This is a genomic window from Mesorhizobium sp. BAC0120, assembly GCF_033542235.1.
Taxonomy (GTDB): domain Bacteria; phylum Pseudomonadota; class Alphaproteobacteria; order Rhizobiales; family Rhizobiaceae; genus JAWRCU01.
Genome location: NZ_JAWRCU010000013.1, coordinates 77,523 through 92,405, shown reverse-complemented (window position 1 = coordinate 92,405; position 14,883 = coordinate 77,523). Strand labels below are relative to the sequence as shown.

Genomic DNA, 14,883 nt, shown 5'->3' with positions numbered 1-14,883 from the left:
ATCATGAAGAAGCTGATCAACGATCCCCGCAATGTCGTTCGCGAGATGCTCGAGGGTCTCGCTGACCTCACGCCTGATCTGGCATTGCTGGACACCGAAGACGTGGCCTTGCGCGCCGGCTCGCCGCCGCCGGCAGAGCGGCCCGTGGCTGTGATCTCCGGCGGCGGCGACGGCCATGAGCCTGCTCATGCCGGCTATGTCGGGTCAGGCATGCTCAGCGCGGCAGTGACAGGCGACGTGTTCACCTCGCCCAGCTCGGATGCGGTGCTGGCGGCGATCCGCGCGACTGCGGGACCGGCGGGCGCACTGCTCATCGTCAAGAACTACACCGGAGACCGGTTGAACTTTGGAATTGCCGCCGAACTCGCGCGCGCCCAAGGCATCCCTGTCGAGCTCGTGGTCGTAGCAGACGACGTTGCCTTGGCAGGCGTTGTCGCGCCGGAAAGGCGCCGGGGCATAGCCGGCACCGTACTCGTCCACAAGATCGCGGGAGCCGCTGCGGCGGCCGGGCTTCCGCTGACGGAGGTAGCGCAATCCGCGCGATCCGCCGCCGCGCGGGTCGGCACAATGGGCGTTGCCCTTGGCGCCTGCACCGTTCCCACGGCCGGCAAGCGCGGCTTCACACTTGGCGAGCGCGAGATCGAACTGGGTCTCGGAATCCATGGCGAGAAAGGCGTCGAGCGCGGCGAGATCCGGCCAGCCGACGAGTTGGTCGAACACATCATATCAAGGATTGCCGACGAATGCAGGCTCAAGGCGGGAGATCGCGTTGCGCTGCTGGTGAATGGCCTCGGCGCCACGCCGCCGCAGGAACTGGCCATTGTGGCGCGCCATGCGCTGGCCAGCCTGCGCCAACGCGGCATTGCCGTCGAGCGCGCCTGGAGCGGCGACTTCCTCACTGCTCTGGAAATGCCGGGCTGTTCGCTATCCGTGTTGAAGCTCGAGACCGGAGATCTCCAGTTCCTGGACGCGCCCGCCGGGGCGCCCGCCTGGCCCGGCGCCGGACATATTCCGGCCAATCGTTCCGTCGTGGCGGCTCCGGCGACAGTGGCTGACGATCGCACCGAGATGCATGCGGGTGCCCTGGATTCTGGTCTGCGTGGGATCGTCATGGCCATAGCGGATGCACTGGAAGCAGCCGAGGCCCGTCTGACCGATCTCGACAGCAGAGCCGGAGACGGCGATCTGGGCGCAAGCATGGTTCGCGGCGCGCAGGCCATCCGCGCTCTTCCGGCGTCGGCATGGTCGAGTCCATCCAGGGCGATCACGGAGATTTCGAGCGCCCTGCGGCGGGCGATCGCGGGCAGTTCGGGGCCGTTCTACGCTATCGCCCTGGCCCGCGCCGGGCGCTATCTGGCGCAGCGGCCAACACTCGGGGCCGAGGATTGGGTGGAGGCCCTTGAGCTTGCCGTCTCCGCCGTTTCGGAAGCCGGCGGCGCCAAACCCGGCGACCGCACCATGCTCGATGCGCTCGAACCTGCCGTGCGCTCGCTCAGGTCGACGGTCGGCCTGCCCGCTGAAAAGCGCTGCCTGCTTGCGGCAGACGCCGCGAAACAGGGTGCTGAAGCGACCGCTTCCATGTCGCCACGCCTTGGCCGGGCAAGCTATCTCGGTGAGCGGGCGATCGGCATGCCTGACGCAGGCGCTGCCGCGGTTGCGATCTGGCTGCAGGCGATCGCCGAAGCGAGGGAATCTGTCTGAGCGTTTGACGGTCGCCCAAACTGCCGTGCAGGCGCGACCCCTCAGGCCTTCGCCGGGCAGTCGGGCTTCGGCTCGTTCGGCAGCCTGCCGTCCGGATGGCCGGCGAGATCCTTGTTGAGCTCGTAGACCGGGCCGATGACGAGCGGCCGGTCGGGCAGGATGGACTCGTCGAGGGAGGACGTGATGGTCGTGTCGATCGTCTGCATCACCCCTCCGTCCGGGCCCTGGATCTTGATCGACACCGCGTAGGGCTTGTCCTTGACGACGCATGTCAAGGGCGGGCTCTCGAGCGTCACATGGGGAAGCTTCGGCCAGATCTTCTGCTGGACCACGATCGGCTCGCCCCCTGCCGGGTTCTCGAAGCTTACGACGGCGACCTGCCCCTCGCCGACAGGTTTGAGCGGGTTGAGGGTGACGACATATGTCGCCTTCGCAAGACGATAGTTGAACTCGAACAGCTTGCCGGAGATAGCGAAGTACTCGCTTTCCTTGCCGCTGTCGCGGCAGGCGCCCAGCGCTCCCGCCGCAATGAGCAGCCCCACCAACGGAAGCGACAGGCTCCTACCCATAGGTTTTCTCCCCTTGCATTCTCGTGCGGCGATAATGGTGCCTCGCCTTCGTCCGGTTCCCGCACACGGACATGTCGCACCACAGGCGGCTCGAATTGCGGCTCTTGTCGAGGAAGAGCCAACCGCAGTTCGGGCATATCTTAAGCCGCTTCAGATTGGCAGGCAAAAGCAGCGACAGCGCCGAGACGGCGAGCGCGGTCTCGAAGGCCAACGGCTTGTCCGGCGGACCGAACGGAGCATCGGCCGTTGCGAGCAGTTCCTCCCGTCCGTCGATCGCGGTTGCGCAATGGCGCAGGAAACCGGCCATCGCATCGGCTTCAAGCGGCTTGCCGGCCGCGGGCCGGCGAAACAAGGCATCGGTCGATTCACGCAGCGCCCGCACCTTTGGGGCGACCGCGTCGGCGTCTGCCACAGTAAGCGGCCGGCCGATTTCCTGGTGACGGAAAATCGAAGCAGCCGCCGCGAAACGCGAAATTTCGGCGGGATCGTCGAAGCGATCGAAGCGACGCGCCGGATCGCAACGAAGTACGACCGTATTGGTCGTATCGAGTGCTAGAATGCCGCCCGAGAAGCGATGCGCGGTCCAGGCCACGGTCATGACAGCAATCTAACCGGCAAATCGCGTTTGACAAGTTAGATTCGTCGCGCGATCCTGCCTCTGCTCAGGGAACGAACGCCAGTCGGCGCAATGACATGCTCTACTTTTTCCAGCAGGTGCTGAACGGCTTCCATTCCAGCGCGCTCTATGCGCTGCTCGCCTTTGGCTACGCGCTTACCAATGGCGTGCTCCACCGCACCAACATTGCCTACGGTTCGGTGTTCGCCTTCGCCGGTCAGATCATGATCCTTGCGGCAGTGTTCGGCTATCAGGTGCTATGGCTGACCCTGCCCGCGACCGTTGCCTTCGGCATCATCGTAGCCTTCCTCTACGCCTGGCTGCTGAGCCATGTCATGGCGAGGAACGTGCTCGGTCCACTTGCGGAAAGTTCGCCGAACGCGATCGTCGTCGTCACTCTGGGCGTGTCGATGGTGCTGATGGAGCTTGCTCGCATCTCGGCCGACACCAAGGATTTCTGGCTCCCGCCCATGCTGGCGACGCCTGTCGTCTTCGCCAGCACCGGCAACTTCCAGGCGACGCTGACAGTCATCCAGCTCATCGACTGCGCACTGGTGGTGCTGACGATCCTGCTGGCGAGCCTCGTCCTCGACCGCACCACGGCCGGTCGCGTCTGGCGCGCCGTCTGTGACGATCCGCATGCCTCGGCAATGTGCGGCATCAACGTGACGCGGGTGTTCCGCTGGTCGGTGCTGGCGGGGGGCCTCGCCGCGGCGCTCGCCGGCGTCATGGCGGCGTTCTACTTCGGCAACATAAGCTTCAGCACCGGGCTGATCTTCGGCTTGAAGATACTCTTCATCACTGCCGTCGGCGGCTACGAAACGCCGTCCCGAGCCGCGGCTGGCGCCGCAGCGTTCGGTATGGCCGAGGCCCTCTATTCCGGCTACTTCCCCCTCGAATGGCGCGACGTCGCGATGTTCGCCCTTCTCGTCGCGCTTCTCGTGCTGAGGCCTTCCGACGGGGTCGAGACGAAAACCGTCCAGCCCTGATACTTTCGTTTTAGATCCCGCCGAACGGCAGCTCATTCGCGGCAAACAGACGTTCGTGCAGGTATTCGCGTCGGCCACTGGCGGTTGACGCATCAGGCTCCGGTGGGCATACCGATGTCGAGGCGAAGGACGCTCCGACAAGGTTTCGAAGAACCGCGGCGCGTCCGGTCAAATGGGAGGGAAGTGGATGGCAGGGCTTCTCGCTCTTTCTAGAGCCATCGACCGTGTCAATGAATTCATAGGCAAGTGGATCGCGTGGGCGATCCTCGTCTCGATCCTGGTCAGCGCCGGCAATGCGATCATTCGCAAGGCATTCAACATGTCGTCGAACGCATGGCTCGAGCTGCAATGGTATCTTTTCGGCGCCGCCTTCATGCTCGCTGCCGCCTACACGCTGAAGCAGAACGAGCACATCCGGATCGACATCGTCTACGGCATGTTCTCGCGCCGCATACAGCACTGGATCGACCTGTTCGGGCACGTCTTCTTTCTGATGCCCTTTGTGCTGTTGATGGTTTGGTACTTCGTACCCTATGTGCTGCTTTCGTTCCACAGTGGAGAGGTTTCCACCAATGCCGGCGGTCTGATCATCTGGCCGGCCAAGCTGATTCTGCTCGCTGGCTTCACCTTGCTCAGCCTGCAGGGCGTTTCAGAGATCATCAAGAAGGTCGCGGTGATCGCCGGTGTTATCGATGATCCCACCCCGTCGATTCCGACCCATCCTCCGATCGAGGCCGAAGTTCTGACCGATACCGCGGAGCCGCGCGCATGATCGAGTTCATTGCGCAGAACATGGCGCCGATCATGTTCGCCTCGTTGGTCGTATTCCTGTTGATCGGCTACCCTGTCGCCTTCTCGCTTGCCGCCAACGGGCTGCTGTTCTTCTTCATCGGAGTCGAGCTCGCGCCTTATTCGAACAACGAGATAACGCTTTCCTGGCCGCTTCTCTATGCACTTCCGGATCGCTTCTATGGCGGCGTGATGGCGAACGACACGCTGCTCGCCATCCCCTTCTTCACCTTCATGGGCATCGTGCTCGAGCGTAGCGGCATGGCCGAGGACCTGCTGGACACGATCGGGCAGCTGTTCGGCCCGATCCGCGGCGGCCTCGCCTATGCGGTGATCTTCGTCGGCGCGCTGCTTGCCGCGACAACAGGTGTGGTCGCGGCCTCCGTCATTGCCATGGGACTGATCTCGCTGCCGATCATGCTGCGCTACGGCTACGACCGGCGCGTCGCGTCGGGCGTGATCGCGGCCTCCGGCACGCTGGCGCAGATCATCCCGCCGTCGCTGGTGTTGATCGTGCTCGCCGACCAGCTCGGCCGCTCGGTGGGCGACATGTATGCCGGCGCGCTGATCCCCGGTCTGGTGCTCACCGGGATCTACATGCTCTACGTGCTGGCTGTGACGATCGTGCGTCCAAAGGCGATGCCCGCCCTGCCGATCGAGGCGCGCACGCTGGGCACCGGGGTCATCTCGCTGCTGATCGCTCTCGTTATTGCTGCAGCGATCGCCTACGCGGCATATATCTGGCTGGAACCGACCTCCGGCGCGAATGCCGACATCTGGGGCGCGACCATCGGCGTCGTCGTCATCTACGTCGTCGCCCTCGTCGATCGCGGGCTGAAGCTCGACTTGATGTCGCGGCTTGCGCAGCAGGTGGTCATCGTCCTCATCCCGCCGCTTGCGCTGATCTTCCTGGTGCTCGGCACGATCTTTCTCGGCATTGCCACGCCGACCGAAGGCGGCGCCATGGGCGCGGTCGGCGCGCTGATCATGGCCGCGGCCAAGGGCCGGCTCAATCTCGACCTCGTCAAACAGGCGCTCGCCTCGACGACGCGGCTCTCCTCCTTCGTGCTTTTCATCCTTATAGGCGCGCGCGTCTTTTCGCTCACCTTCTACGGCGTCAACGGTCATCTGTGGGTCGAGCATCTGCTCACCTCGCTGCCCGGCGGCGAGGTCGGCTTCCTGATCGGCGTCAACATACTGGTCTTCGTGCTCGCCTTCTTCCTCGATTTCTTCGAGCTCGCCTTCATCGTTGTGCCGCTGCTCGCACCCGCCGCGGAAAAGCTCGGCATCGACCTGATCTGGTTCGGCGTGCTGCTCGGCGTGAACATGCAGACGAGCTTCATGCACCCGCCCTTCGGCTTCGCCCTGTTCTACCTGCGCTCGGTAGCGCCGCGCGTGCCTTACATCGATAGGATCACCGGCAGGCAGATCGCACCGGTGGCAACCGGCCAAATCTATTGGGGCGCAGTGCCCTTCGTTGTGATCCAGGTGCTGATGGTGGCCTTGACCATCGCCTTCCCGCAGATGGTCATGCACTACAAGAGCAAAGCCGTGGAGCCTGGCGACATCCAGATCCTGGTGCCCCCACCCCCTGGTGAGCAAGGCCTGCCCGGCAGTCTCGGCCTGCCACCGCTCGGCCAGCCGCCGACACAGGCAACGCCGCCGGCCAATGGGTTCACGCCGGCGCCCGCCAACCCGCCGGCGACCGACCTGTCGAAGCCGCCGAGCTTCAACTGATCAAAGACCCGGAGGAACGCTCCGAATCTTATAGTGCCTTCTATTTTTAAGCTGACGCTGCCCCTCACCCTCACCCCGCGAAGAACGGGGAGAGGTGATTCTGAGACGTTGCCGCCCCCCTCTCCCCGTCCTTACGGGGAGAGGGTAAGGGTGAGGGGCGGCGCTGCCGTCTAGCGCTTTAGCAATGCCCGACGATCAGAGCTTGCTGTTGCGCTGCTGGATCATCATGAAGGTGTCGAAATTGTATTCGGCGACCTGCGCCCAGAGATAGTGCTCCTTCCGGAAGGCCGTTATGGAATCCCAGATCTTCTTGAAGGGGGCGTTCGAAGCCATAAGCTCCGTGTAGACCTCGTTGGCTGCGTTGAAACACGCCTCGAGGATCGGCTGGTTGAACGGACGCAGTTGCGCGCCCTCACCGACCAGCCTGCGGACGGCCGCGGGGTTCAGGTAGTCGTACTTCTGGAGCATGTCGGCATCCGTCGCCTGGGCGGCAGTGCGCACGAGTGACTTATAGTTGGCCGGCAGCTCGTCATACTTCGACTTGTTGAAGAGCAGATGGACCGTGGGGCCCCCCTCCCACCAGCCGGGATAGTAGTAATAGGGCGCGACCTTGTAGAAGCCGAGCTTCTCGTCGTCATAGGGGCCGACCCATTCGGCGGCGTCGATCGTGCCCTTTTCGAGCGCCGGATAGATGTCGCCGCCGGCGATCTGCTGCGGCACGACGCCAAGCTTCTCCACCACTTTGCCGGCAAAACCTCCGATGCGCATCTTGAGGCCCTTGAGGTCGTCGAGCGTATTGATCTCCTTGCGGAACCAGCCGCCCATCTGCACGCCGGTATTGCCGCCGGGCAATCCGAACAGGCCCTGGGTCGCCAGAAACTCGTTGAACAGATCGATCCCGCCGCCGTGATACTGCCAGGCGTTCCTGCCGCGTGCGTTGAGCGCGAAGGGCACGTCCGCACCCAACGCCCAGGCCGGGTCCTTGCCCCAGTAGTAATAGGCAACGGTGTGAGCGGCCTCAACCGTGCCGGCGGCCGTCGCATCGGCCGCCTGCAGGCCGGGAACCAGTTCGCCCGCCGCGAAAACCTGAATGGTGAAATTGCCGTCGGTCGCCTCCGAAACCATCTTTGCGAATACTTCGGCGCCGCCGAAGATCGTATCGAGCGATTTCGGGAATGACGAAGTAAGCCGCCAGTTGATCTTCGGGTTGGACTGGGCGATGGCCGGCGCGGCGAGCGTCGTGGCTGCGGCTGCAGCCACACTTGCCGTGCCGGCGTTTCGCATGAATGAACGACGATCCATGAATTTCCTCCCTCCAAATGAGATCGAGTAAGCGGGAAGCCTCCCGGCAAGCCGGGCTGTCACCCGGCGTCCGGCGCACAATACCGACTGGAGCGCATGAGTCCAGCCGAGCTCACGGAAACGCCCATGAACTCAATGATTTAGATTGAGACCGACATGATACTAAAGTTGAACCCAACGCGACCAATTGACGGCCGGGGCAAGTTTCGCAGAACTCCACCCTGCTTGCGACGGCAAGAACCTGCGATAAACAAGGGAACCAGGCGGCTCTGCCTCAGATTGGAAAGCGCCGCAATCGAGGCTAGATAGGAGCCGGCGGCGCAGTCACGTCGCCTGGATGAAGGCAAAGATCATGGTTCAACCGCTCGTAGCCGTATCGACCGACGTCAAACAGTTCGAGAACTACACCTGGCACGCGGCACCCCAGCAATATCTGGAAGCTGCCCTCGCGGTAGCGAATGTGTTTCCGGTGCTGGTGCCCTCCTTCGGTGACCGGCTCGACCTCGATTGCCTGCTCGACACCGTCGATGGCGTGATGGTGACCGGCTCGAAGTCGAACGTGCATCCCTCGCTCTATGGCGGCGATGCGAGCGAGGCGAACGGCCCTTACGATCCGGCCCGCGATGCGACGACGTTGCCTCTCATTCGCCGGGCAATAGAGCGGGGCGTCCCGCTGCTCGCCATCTGCCGCGGCATACAGGAATTGAACGTGGCGCTCGGCGGCACGCTCGCCACCGAGATCCAGGAACGGGAAGGCGCGCTGGACCATCGCGCGCCTGTCAGCGACAACCAGGACGAACGCTTCGCGATCCGCCAGAAGGTCTCGATCAAGCCTGGCAGTTGCCTTGCCGGCGTGTTCGGGGCGGGCGAGATCATGGTGAATTCGGTGCATCGCCAGGGGGTCGGCCGTCTCGGCACGCGCCTCGAAGTCGAGGCTTTGGCCGAGGACGGCACGGTCGAGGCCGTCTCGGTCAGGGACGCTCGCGCCTTTGCCGTTGGCGTGCAGTGGCACCCCGAATATTGGGCAAAGAGCGACGACAACTCGGCGCGCATCTTCCGCGCATTCGGAGACGCCGTGCGCGCTCACGCCATCGCCAGGTCCGGGGTGCGGACAGCGGCCGAGTAGCGCGGCCCTGGCGTTTCGACGGCTCAGTCTTTTTCGATAAGCGACATCAGTGGCATGCGCGGCTTGATCGACTCGTAGGCCACTCCGTCCGCTTGCGCAAAGATTACCGACGGCGATCTGCCGTCGGCGGACAACATGACTGTTCCGTCCGGGTTCTCGATCCAAAAGTGCGCCTTCGACAAACCTGGAAGCAGCTCGTCACACTGAGGCGCGATCATGACGAAGGTGACCCGGCCATTTCCTTTCGCCTTTTCGATCGGGCAGGTCTGCTCGTCGCCGCTCGCTTGCAACAGAAATCGTTCGACGGGAGGATTGCTGCGGGCCTCGGTCGCGGCGGATGCCGACGAGTTCAGTCGAAGCCCGGCCACAGCCGCGGCGGCCAGCGCGGTACCGCCAATCAAGGAGAAAAGAATGGTACGCATGCTCTCGAACCAGTTGGTTGGAGAAAGCTTGCGCCCTCGGCGTTAACCGAGGATTAACGACGTTTTACCGCGGGGTGCCTTCAAGTTGGATTGTCACGCCGCTCTTTTTCTTTGCGTTGCGCATCGGTCGATGCGCCGAATGACCATCATATGGGTCGGGGCGGGATATGCGCCGTCTCGGCTACCGGCGTCACCGGTCCCTTCCCGGAAAACCATGAGATGAGATTGTCGACGACGAGGTCCGCCATCGCCCTGCGTGTGTGAACCGAGGCCGAGCCGACATGCGGCAGCAGCGAAGCATTGGGCAGATCGATCAGCGCCTGCGGCACCCGCGGCTCGTCGGCAAAGACGTCGAGTCCGGCAGCTCGAATGACGCCGTTCTTCAAAGCGTCGATGAGGGCATCCTGATCGACCGTGCTGCCGCGCCCGATATTGATGAAAACTCCGTCCGGCCCGAGCGCCTTGAGCACTGCGGCGTTGACGGCCTTATCGGTCGAGGCCGTGCCTGGCGCGACTGAAATCAGCGTGTCGACCGCCTCGGCCAGCCCGATCAGCGTCGGATGATAGGCGTAGGGCAATTCCTCGACCTTGCGCCTGTTGTGATAGGCGATGGACAAGCCGAAGGCCTCGAGCCGGCGGGCTATCGCAAGACCGATACGTCCCATACCGAAGATACCGGCACGCCGGCCGCGGAGCGTCGCCTGCGACAGCGGATAGTGGCCGTCCTTCTCCCACCGCCCCTGCCGCAGCCATTGCTCGGCCTTGGGCAGTTCGCGCACGGTGTTGATGAGCAGGCCGAGCGCCGTGTCGGCCACCTCCTCCGTCAGCACGTCCGGTGTATTGGTCACCATGATGCCGCGCGCGCCGGCATGCTTGGCGTCAACCGCATCATAGCCCACGCCGAAATTGGCGATGATCTCGAGCTTCGGAAGCGCGTCGATGAACGCTGCGTTGATGCCCGTCATTGCCGCCATGCCACGAACAGTACCGGCTGTCTCGGCGTCGATCAGTCCGGCATCGGCGCGCTCGATACGGACTATCCTGAAACTCTTGTCGATGCGGTTGGCGGCATGTTCATGGAGCCGGCCAGGCACAAGGATGGTCACGTCGTGGCGAGCGTCGGTCATGCTTCAAGTCCTGTGTGATGGGTGGAGAAAAGGAATCGTGCAGGCTGGCACCCAAAGCATGATCCCGAACCAAAGGTTTGCGAAGCTGAAGCTGCAAATTTTTCAGATAAGATCATGCGGCAAAGAAAACGTTAGAGCAGCGGCCGTTTTGCGTAAAGCCGAATGCGAGCTTCAGCTTCTCTCCACCGGCCGGCCGGTCGATTGCCGCACGTGCAGCTCCGGCTTGATGAGCTCCTGCCTGCCGCCATGGACCGAGCCGCCGTTCAGCCGGTCGAGCAGCGCCCGTGCGGCACGGCGGCCCACCTCGCGCTGACCGTTCCACACCGTCGTCAGAGCCGGGGTGGCGATCGCCGCCTCCTCGAGATCGTCATAGCCGGTGACCGATATGTCGACACCCGGCACGAGCCCTGCCCGCGCGATGCCGTTCATAAGCCCGATCGCGACGAGATCGTTCCAGCAGACGGCTGCGGTCGGCTTGTCCTTGAGCGCCAGGAACTGGCCGGCCGCCTCGAAGCCCGCCTGCTTGGTGCGCGGGCCGGGCAGCCGCCACGACGGCCTGACCTCGAGCCCAGCCGCCTCCATGGCCACGACATAGCCATGAAAGCGGTCGCGGCCGGTTGAGGTCTGGTCCGTGCCGCCGATCATGGCGATGCGGCGGTGGCCAAGCGAGATCAGGTGGTTGGTGGCAAGGCCGATGCCATAGGCGTCGTCGCCGCGGAATACCGGGACGTCCGCTCCTTCGACGGTCCGAGCGATCAGCACGGCCGGCAGCCCGTTTTCCTCGGCTAGCCTGATGTCCTCGGGCGGTGTATCGATCGCCGGCGACATGATGACGCCGTCAGCGCCGAGCTGGAGCAGCGTATCGATAAAGGTCCGTTGCTTCTCGAGCTGGTCATAGTGGTTGGAAAGCAGGAATGTTTGGCGGCTGCGGTCGAGCTCGCTTTCGATCGAGCGCAGGATTTCGGCAAAGAACGGGTTCATGATGTCGTGCACGACCACGCCGACAATCCCGGAGCGTGAAGTGCGCAGGCTGGCGGCGCGGCGGTTGTAGATATAGCCGATCGCGCGCGCATGGGCTTTGATGCGCTCCCTGGTCGAATCGGCGACGAGCGGGCTGTCGCGCAGCGCCAGCGACACGGTGGCCGTCGACACCGACAGCGCGTCGGCGATTGTTGAGAGCTTGATCTTCTGTGCCAGCCTGGCCTCCTGCAGCAGCGCGCTTTTAAACTGTTTAAAAGCCGCTTATGCCACCATTTACCGGCATTTCAAAGTTTTTTTGCCAGCTCCTCGTCCGCCGCATTGGGAGCCGTGCTGTTCTTCAGCCTGAGGCGGTGCTCCCGGTGAACGATATAAAGGCCGCTCGCCACGATGATCGCCGCCCCGGCGAGGGTCCATCGATTCGGAAACTGGTCGAAGACCACAAATCCGAGAAAGATCATCCAGACCATCTGCATGTAGGGATAGGGCGCCAGCGCCGAGGTGGTGGCGAGCTTGTAGGCGCGGATCAGCAGCCAATGGCCGAACCCTCCGTAGAAGCCGAGCGAAAGCAGGATGGCCCAGTGGAACAGGTCGGCCGGCATGGAAGCCGTATACGGTACAGTGGGCGCTATTAGCACAACCGGAGCGAGCGCGGAGTAGAAGATCATGCTTTCCGCCGACTCCTTGGCGCCCATGCGTCGGGTCATGATGACGTAGAAGGAATTGGAAAGCATCGACCCGAGCGCAAAGAGGTGGCCGAGCTCGAAAGTGCCGAAGCCGGGCCGCGTGATGACGAGAACGCCGACGAAGCCCGCGGCAATGGCCAGCCAGCGCCGCCACCCCGCCCATTCGCCCAGCAGCGGCCCGGCAAGCGCGGTGATGAGCATCGGCGCGAAGAAGGCGATCGACATCGTCTGCGCGAGCTGCAGGGTTTCAAGCGCGAGGAAATTGAAGATGGTCGAGCCGAACAGGAAGGCGCCGCGCAAGACCTGTGCCGGCAGGTTGACCACGCGAAACATGGCCGGCGTTCGCCACGCTTTGAACAGTATGAGGGCCAGGACGACATGCTCGAGGAAGCGCATCCATGAAACGAAGAGGGCGTCCATGCCTGACAGCACGAGGTATTTCGCGCTTGTATCGAGACAGGAAAACAGGAGGCCGCTGGCCACGATGCAGGCAATCGCCCGCGACGGCGCCGCTTCCTCGGCGGAATATCGAATTGAGTTCACGGACGGGAATCGGCTCGCCGGGAGAGAATGGCAGGGTTTCTCCGACAATCCGTCGCGCCCCGCAACATATCAATAGGTCGCAGCCGGACGCCAATCTTGCCGGCTACAGAGCATGATCGCGAGCTGAAGGTCAGCGCAGCAAAAACTCGCAGACCTTGTTTTGGTAAGATCATTGAGCAAAACAACGACATGGAGCAGGCGGATGACTCCACTTCAATTCATCCCGCTCTATTCGTCGGCTTCAATCTCCTCCTCGATCTCATGCGGAACGGCATCGGAGAGATTGGTCTCGATGCGCCATAACAGCTTGGCGAGGATCTTCTGGTCCTTTTTGTCGAGGCCTTTCAACGCCTGCTTCTCGGTCTTGCGGACCGATTTCTCGATTGCGCGGATGGCATCGCGGCCGGTGTCCGTCAGGAAGACATGCGCCTGCCTTGCATCGGTCTCCGAGGCGCGCTTATCCAGGAAACCTTGCACCTGGAGCCTGTTGATCGTCTTGGTGATGGTCGGCGGCCTCACACCCAGCCGTGACGCCAGCTGGCCGGGTGTCTGCCCGTCCTCCTGGCTGAGCGAAAGCATGATCTGGTCCTGCCCTGCGTAAAAGCCATGATCGAGCAAGCGGGCGGCTAGTGCCGTCCGAGACAGGCGGGCTGCCGATTGCAGCCGGCTCATGGTCGCGCCTCTGTCAGCTTTTGCCATTGATTTCCCCGAAACGAGATGTTGCCTAAGGAAGTTTGTTCTGGCTTCACCGGTAAGTCGTGCACAACAGCAGTCCCACTCTGCCGTGTTCAGAGCTTTGCCGGCAATGGATTTGTGTCTCGCTGCGCAATGCCAGACAAATTTATCAAACAGATGACAGATTCGCTGCGACCCGATTTGATCCACCTCAAGTTGCATGGACGCGAGTGGCACCAGTCGAATCGAACTGTATCGGAACGGGCGTGCAATTCACGCCATCCCATCCTATATGCAGCCGACATCCTGAAAAACTTCGAAGGCCTCACGATGAGTGAAACCACCCAGACGCAAATCCCCGTCACGGTGCTGACAGGCTATCTCGGCGCGGGCAAGACGACGCTGCTCAACCGCATCCTGTCTGAAAACCACGGCAAGCGCTACGCTGTCATAGTCAACGAATTCGGCGAGATCGGCATCGACAACGACCTCATTGTCGAATCCGACGAAGAAATCTACGAAATGAAGAATGGCTGCGTCTGCTGCACGGTGCGCGGGGACCTGATCCGCGTCGTGGAGGGGCTGATGCGCCGGCCGGGCCGCTTCGACGCCATCGTCGTCGAGACCACGGGCCTGGCCGACCCGGTACCGGTGGCGCAGACCTTCTTCATGGATGACGATGTGCGCTCCAAGACCAAGCTCGACGCGGTAGTGGCGCTGGTCGACGCCAAGCACCTGCCGCTGAGATTGAAGGACTCCAGGGAGGCCGAAGACCAGATCGCCTTTGCCGACGTGATCGTGCTCAACAAGACCGATCTCGTCACGCCCGAGGAACTGCGTGATGTCGAAGCCGCGGTGCGGTCGATCAACCCGGCTGCCCGGATCCACAGGACCACGCGTTCGGGCGTTCCGCTGCAGGAAGTCCTAGACCGCGGCGCCTTCGACCTTAGCCGCGCGCTGGAGAATGATCCGCATTTCCTCGAGGTGGATGAGCACGATCACGACCATGATCACGACCACCATGACCATGACCACGATCACGATCATCACCACGATCATGACCATCACCACCACCATCACGGCGAAGCCTCGCCCATCCATGATGTGACGGTGCAATCAGTCTCGTTGCGTGGTGGCGAGCTTGACCCGAAGAAGTTCTTCCCCTGGATCGAAAAGGTCACCCAGACCGAGGGCCCGAACATCCTGAGGCTCAAGGGCATACTGGCGATCAAGGACGACCCGGACCGCTATGTCATCCAGGGCGTGCATATGATCCTCGAGGGCGACCATCAGCGCGCCTGGAAGGATGGCGAAAAGCGTGAGAGCAGGCTGGTCTTCATCGGCCGAGAGCTCGACGAGGAGCGGCTGAAGCGCACGTTCGAGGCCTGCCAGGCGTAGGGTCGACATCGGCGTTGATCGGATTCCGGATAGGACGCCGCCATACGCCGCGCCTTCTGGAGGACCCCTCATCCGTCTCGGCGCTGCGCGCCGAGCCACCTTCTCCCACAAGGGGCGAAGGGGGAGCGCTGCACATACATATCTGCCAGCCTCAGACGCTCCCGAATTGCGGCGAGCGAAATGCCAGGCCCCCCTTCTCCCCCTGTGGGAGAAGGTGGCTCGGCG

General features: G+C 63.0%; 14 protein-coding genes. 6 read left to right on the top strand and 8 right to left on the bottom strand.

The window, feature by feature from the left end; genetic code table 11:
- Positions 1 to 3 precede the first annotated feature (3 nt).
- Entirely contained in the window at positions 4 to 1,701 is a 1,698-nt protein-coding gene (locus tag SAZ10_RS24810) for a dihydroxyacetone kinase family protein (protein ID WP_318612073.1), read from the top strand.
- Positions 1,702 to 1,742: 41 nt separating this feature from the next.
- Here the strand turns inward: SAZ10_RS24810 and SAZ10_RS24805 are convergent, their stop codons facing one another.
- Together SAZ10_RS24805 and SAZ10_RS24800 are read right to left on the bottom strand one after the other, a co-directional pair.
- Positions 1,743 to 2,270 (bottom strand): hypothetical protein, encoded by a 528-nt coding sequence (locus SAZ10_RS24805; protein WP_318612072.1) that lies wholly within the window; start codon positions 2,268 to 2,270, stop codon positions 1,743 to 1,745.
- A complete protein-coding gene (locus SAZ10_RS24800; RefSeq protein WP_318612071.1) occupies positions 2,263 to 2,868 on the bottom strand; it encodes a CGNR zinc finger domain-containing protein in 606 nt (201 codons plus the stop codon). The genes SAZ10_RS24805 and SAZ10_RS24800 overlap by 8 nt, the downstream gene beginning before the upstream one ends.
- Before the next feature lie 95 nt (positions 2,869 to 2,963).
- On the opposite strand from SAZ10_RS24800, the gene SAZ10_RS24795 reads away from it, so the two are divergent.
- The 3 genes from SAZ10_RS24795 (at position 2,964) to SAZ10_RS24785 (ending at position 6,401) form a co-directional block, all read left to right on the top strand.
- Positions 2,964 to 3,875 carry a branched-chain amino acid ABC transporter permease gene (locus tag SAZ10_RS24795; RefSeq protein ID WP_318612070.1) on the top strand — a complete coding sequence of 304 codons (912 nt, stop codon included), beginning with the start codon at positions 2,964 to 2,966 and terminating at the stop codon, positions 3,873 to 3,875.
- A 187-nt stretch (positions 3,876 to 4,062) separates the two neighbouring features.
- The gene (locus tag SAZ10_RS24790) at positions 4,063 to 4,647 is read left to right on the top strand and encodes a TRAP transporter small permease subunit (RefSeq protein WP_318612069.1); all 585 of its coding nucleotides are present in this window, start codon (positions 4,063 to 4,065) and stop codon (positions 4,645 to 4,647) included.
- On the top strand, positions 4,644 to 6,401 hold the full coding sequence (locus tag SAZ10_RS24785; protein WP_318612068.1) for a TRAP transporter large permease subunit: 1,758 nt from the start codon (positions 4,644 to 4,646) through the stop codon (positions 6,399 to 6,401). The genes SAZ10_RS24790 and SAZ10_RS24785 overlap by 4 nt, the downstream gene beginning before the upstream one ends.
- Positions 6,402 to 6,596: 195 nt before the next feature.
- Here the strand turns inward: SAZ10_RS24785 and SAZ10_RS24780 are convergent, their stop codons facing one another.
- Positions 6,597 to 7,703 (bottom strand): TRAP transporter substrate-binding protein, encoded by a 1,107-nt coding sequence (locus SAZ10_RS24780; RefSeq protein ID WP_318612067.1) that lies wholly within the window; start codon positions 7,701 to 7,703, stop codon positions 6,597 to 6,599.
- 352 nt (positions 7,704 to 8,055) lie between these two features.
- Between SAZ10_RS24780 and SAZ10_RS24775 the strand changes: the two genes are divergently transcribed.
- Positions 8,056 to 8,829, top strand: a complete 774-nt coding sequence (locus tag SAZ10_RS24775) for a gamma-glutamyl-gamma-aminobutyrate hydrolase family protein (protein WP_318612066.1) — start codon at positions 8,056 to 8,058, stop codon at positions 8,827 to 8,829.
- A 23-nt stretch (positions 8,830 to 8,852) separates the two neighbouring features.
- Here SAZ10_RS24775 and SAZ10_RS24770 read toward each other — a convergent pair whose 3' ends face one another.
- From SAZ10_RS24770 to SAZ10_RS24750, 5 genes are all read right to left on the bottom strand, one after another.
- Positions 8,853 to 9,251: a hypothetical protein gene (locus tag SAZ10_RS24770; RefSeq protein ID WP_318612065.1), complete on the bottom strand. Its 399-nt coding sequence runs from the start codon at positions 9,249 to 9,251 to the stop codon at positions 8,853 to 8,855.
- Positions 9,252 to 9,397: 146 nt separating this feature from the next.
- Complete coding sequence (locus SAZ10_RS24765; protein WP_318612064.1) at positions 9,398 to 10,378, bottom strand: 2-hydroxyacid dehydrogenase; 981 nt, start codon at positions 10,376 to 10,378, stop codon at positions 9,398 to 9,400.
- Positions 10,379 to 10,549: 171 nt separating this feature from the next.
- Positions 10,550 to 11,575 carry a LacI family DNA-binding transcriptional regulator gene (locus SAZ10_RS24760; protein ID WP_318612178.1) on the bottom strand — a complete coding sequence of 342 codons (1,026 nt, stop codon included), beginning with the start codon at positions 11,573 to 11,575 and terminating at the stop codon, positions 10,550 to 10,552.
- Positions 11,576 to 11,643: 68 nt separating this feature from the next.
- Positions 11,644 to 12,585 (bottom strand): DMT family transporter, encoded by a 942-nt coding sequence (locus tag SAZ10_RS24755; protein ID WP_412535293.1) that lies wholly within the window; start codon positions 12,583 to 12,585, stop codon positions 11,644 to 11,646.
- 228 nt (positions 12,586 to 12,813) lie between these two features.
- Positions 12,814 to 13,284: a MarR family transcriptional regulator gene (locus SAZ10_RS24750; protein WP_318612063.1), complete on the bottom strand. Its 471-nt coding sequence runs from the start codon at positions 13,282 to 13,284 to the stop codon at positions 12,814 to 12,816.
- Between the two features lie 306 nt (positions 13,285 to 13,590).
- On the opposite strand from SAZ10_RS24750, the gene SAZ10_RS24745 reads away from it, so the two are divergent.
- On the top strand, positions 13,591 to 14,658 hold the full coding sequence (locus tag SAZ10_RS24745; RefSeq protein WP_318612062.1) for a GTP-binding protein: 1,068 nt from the start codon (positions 13,591 to 13,593) through the stop codon (positions 14,656 to 14,658).
- Positions 14,659 to 14,883 lie beyond the last annotated feature (225 nt).

Coding starts and splice junctions, on each gene's coding strand:
- SAZ10_RS24780 (WP_318612067.1), bottom strand. CDS start 7,703: ATGGATCGTCGTTCATTCATGCGAAACGCCGGCACGGCAAGTGTGGCT.
- SAZ10_RS24745 (WP_318612062.1), top strand. CDS start 13,591: ATGAGTGAAACCACCCAGACGCAAATCCCCGTCACGGTGCTGACAGGC.
- SAZ10_RS24790 (WP_318612069.1), top strand. CDS start 4,063: ATGGCAGGGCTTCTCGCTCTTTCTAGAGCCATCGACCGTGTCAATGAA.
- SAZ10_RS24765 (WP_318612064.1), bottom strand. CDS start 10,378: ATGACCGACGCTCGCCACGACGTGACCATCCTTGTGCCTGGCCGGCTC.
- SAZ10_RS24775 (WP_318612066.1), top strand. CDS start 8,056: ATGGTTCAACCGCTCGTAGCCGTATCGACCGACGTCAAACAGTTCGAG.
- SAZ10_RS24805 (WP_318612072.1), bottom strand. CDS start 2,270: ATGGGTAGGAGCCTGTCGCTTCCGTTGGTGGGGCTGCTCATTGCGGCG.
- SAZ10_RS24810 (WP_318612073.1), top strand. CDS start 4: ATGAAGAAGCTGATCAACGATCCCCGCAATGTCGTTCGCGAGATGCTC.
- SAZ10_RS24785 (WP_318612068.1), top strand. CDS start 4,644: ATGATCGAGTTCATTGCGCAGAACATGGCGCCGATCATGTTCGCCTCG.
- SAZ10_RS24750 (WP_318612063.1), bottom strand. CDS start 13,284: ATGGCAAAAGCTGACAGAGGCGCGACCATGAGCCGGCTGCAATCGGCA.
- SAZ10_RS24800 (WP_318612071.1), bottom strand. CDS start 2,868: ATGACCGTGGCCTGGACCGCGCATCGCTTCTCGGGCGGCATTCTAGCA.
- SAZ10_RS24770 (WP_318612065.1), bottom strand. CDS start 9,251: ATGCGTACCATTCTTTTCTCCTTGATTGGCGGTACCGCGCTGGCCGCC.
- SAZ10_RS24795 (WP_318612070.1), top strand. CDS start 2,964: ATGCTCTACTTTTTCCAGCAGGTGCTGAACGGCTTCCATTCCAGCGCG.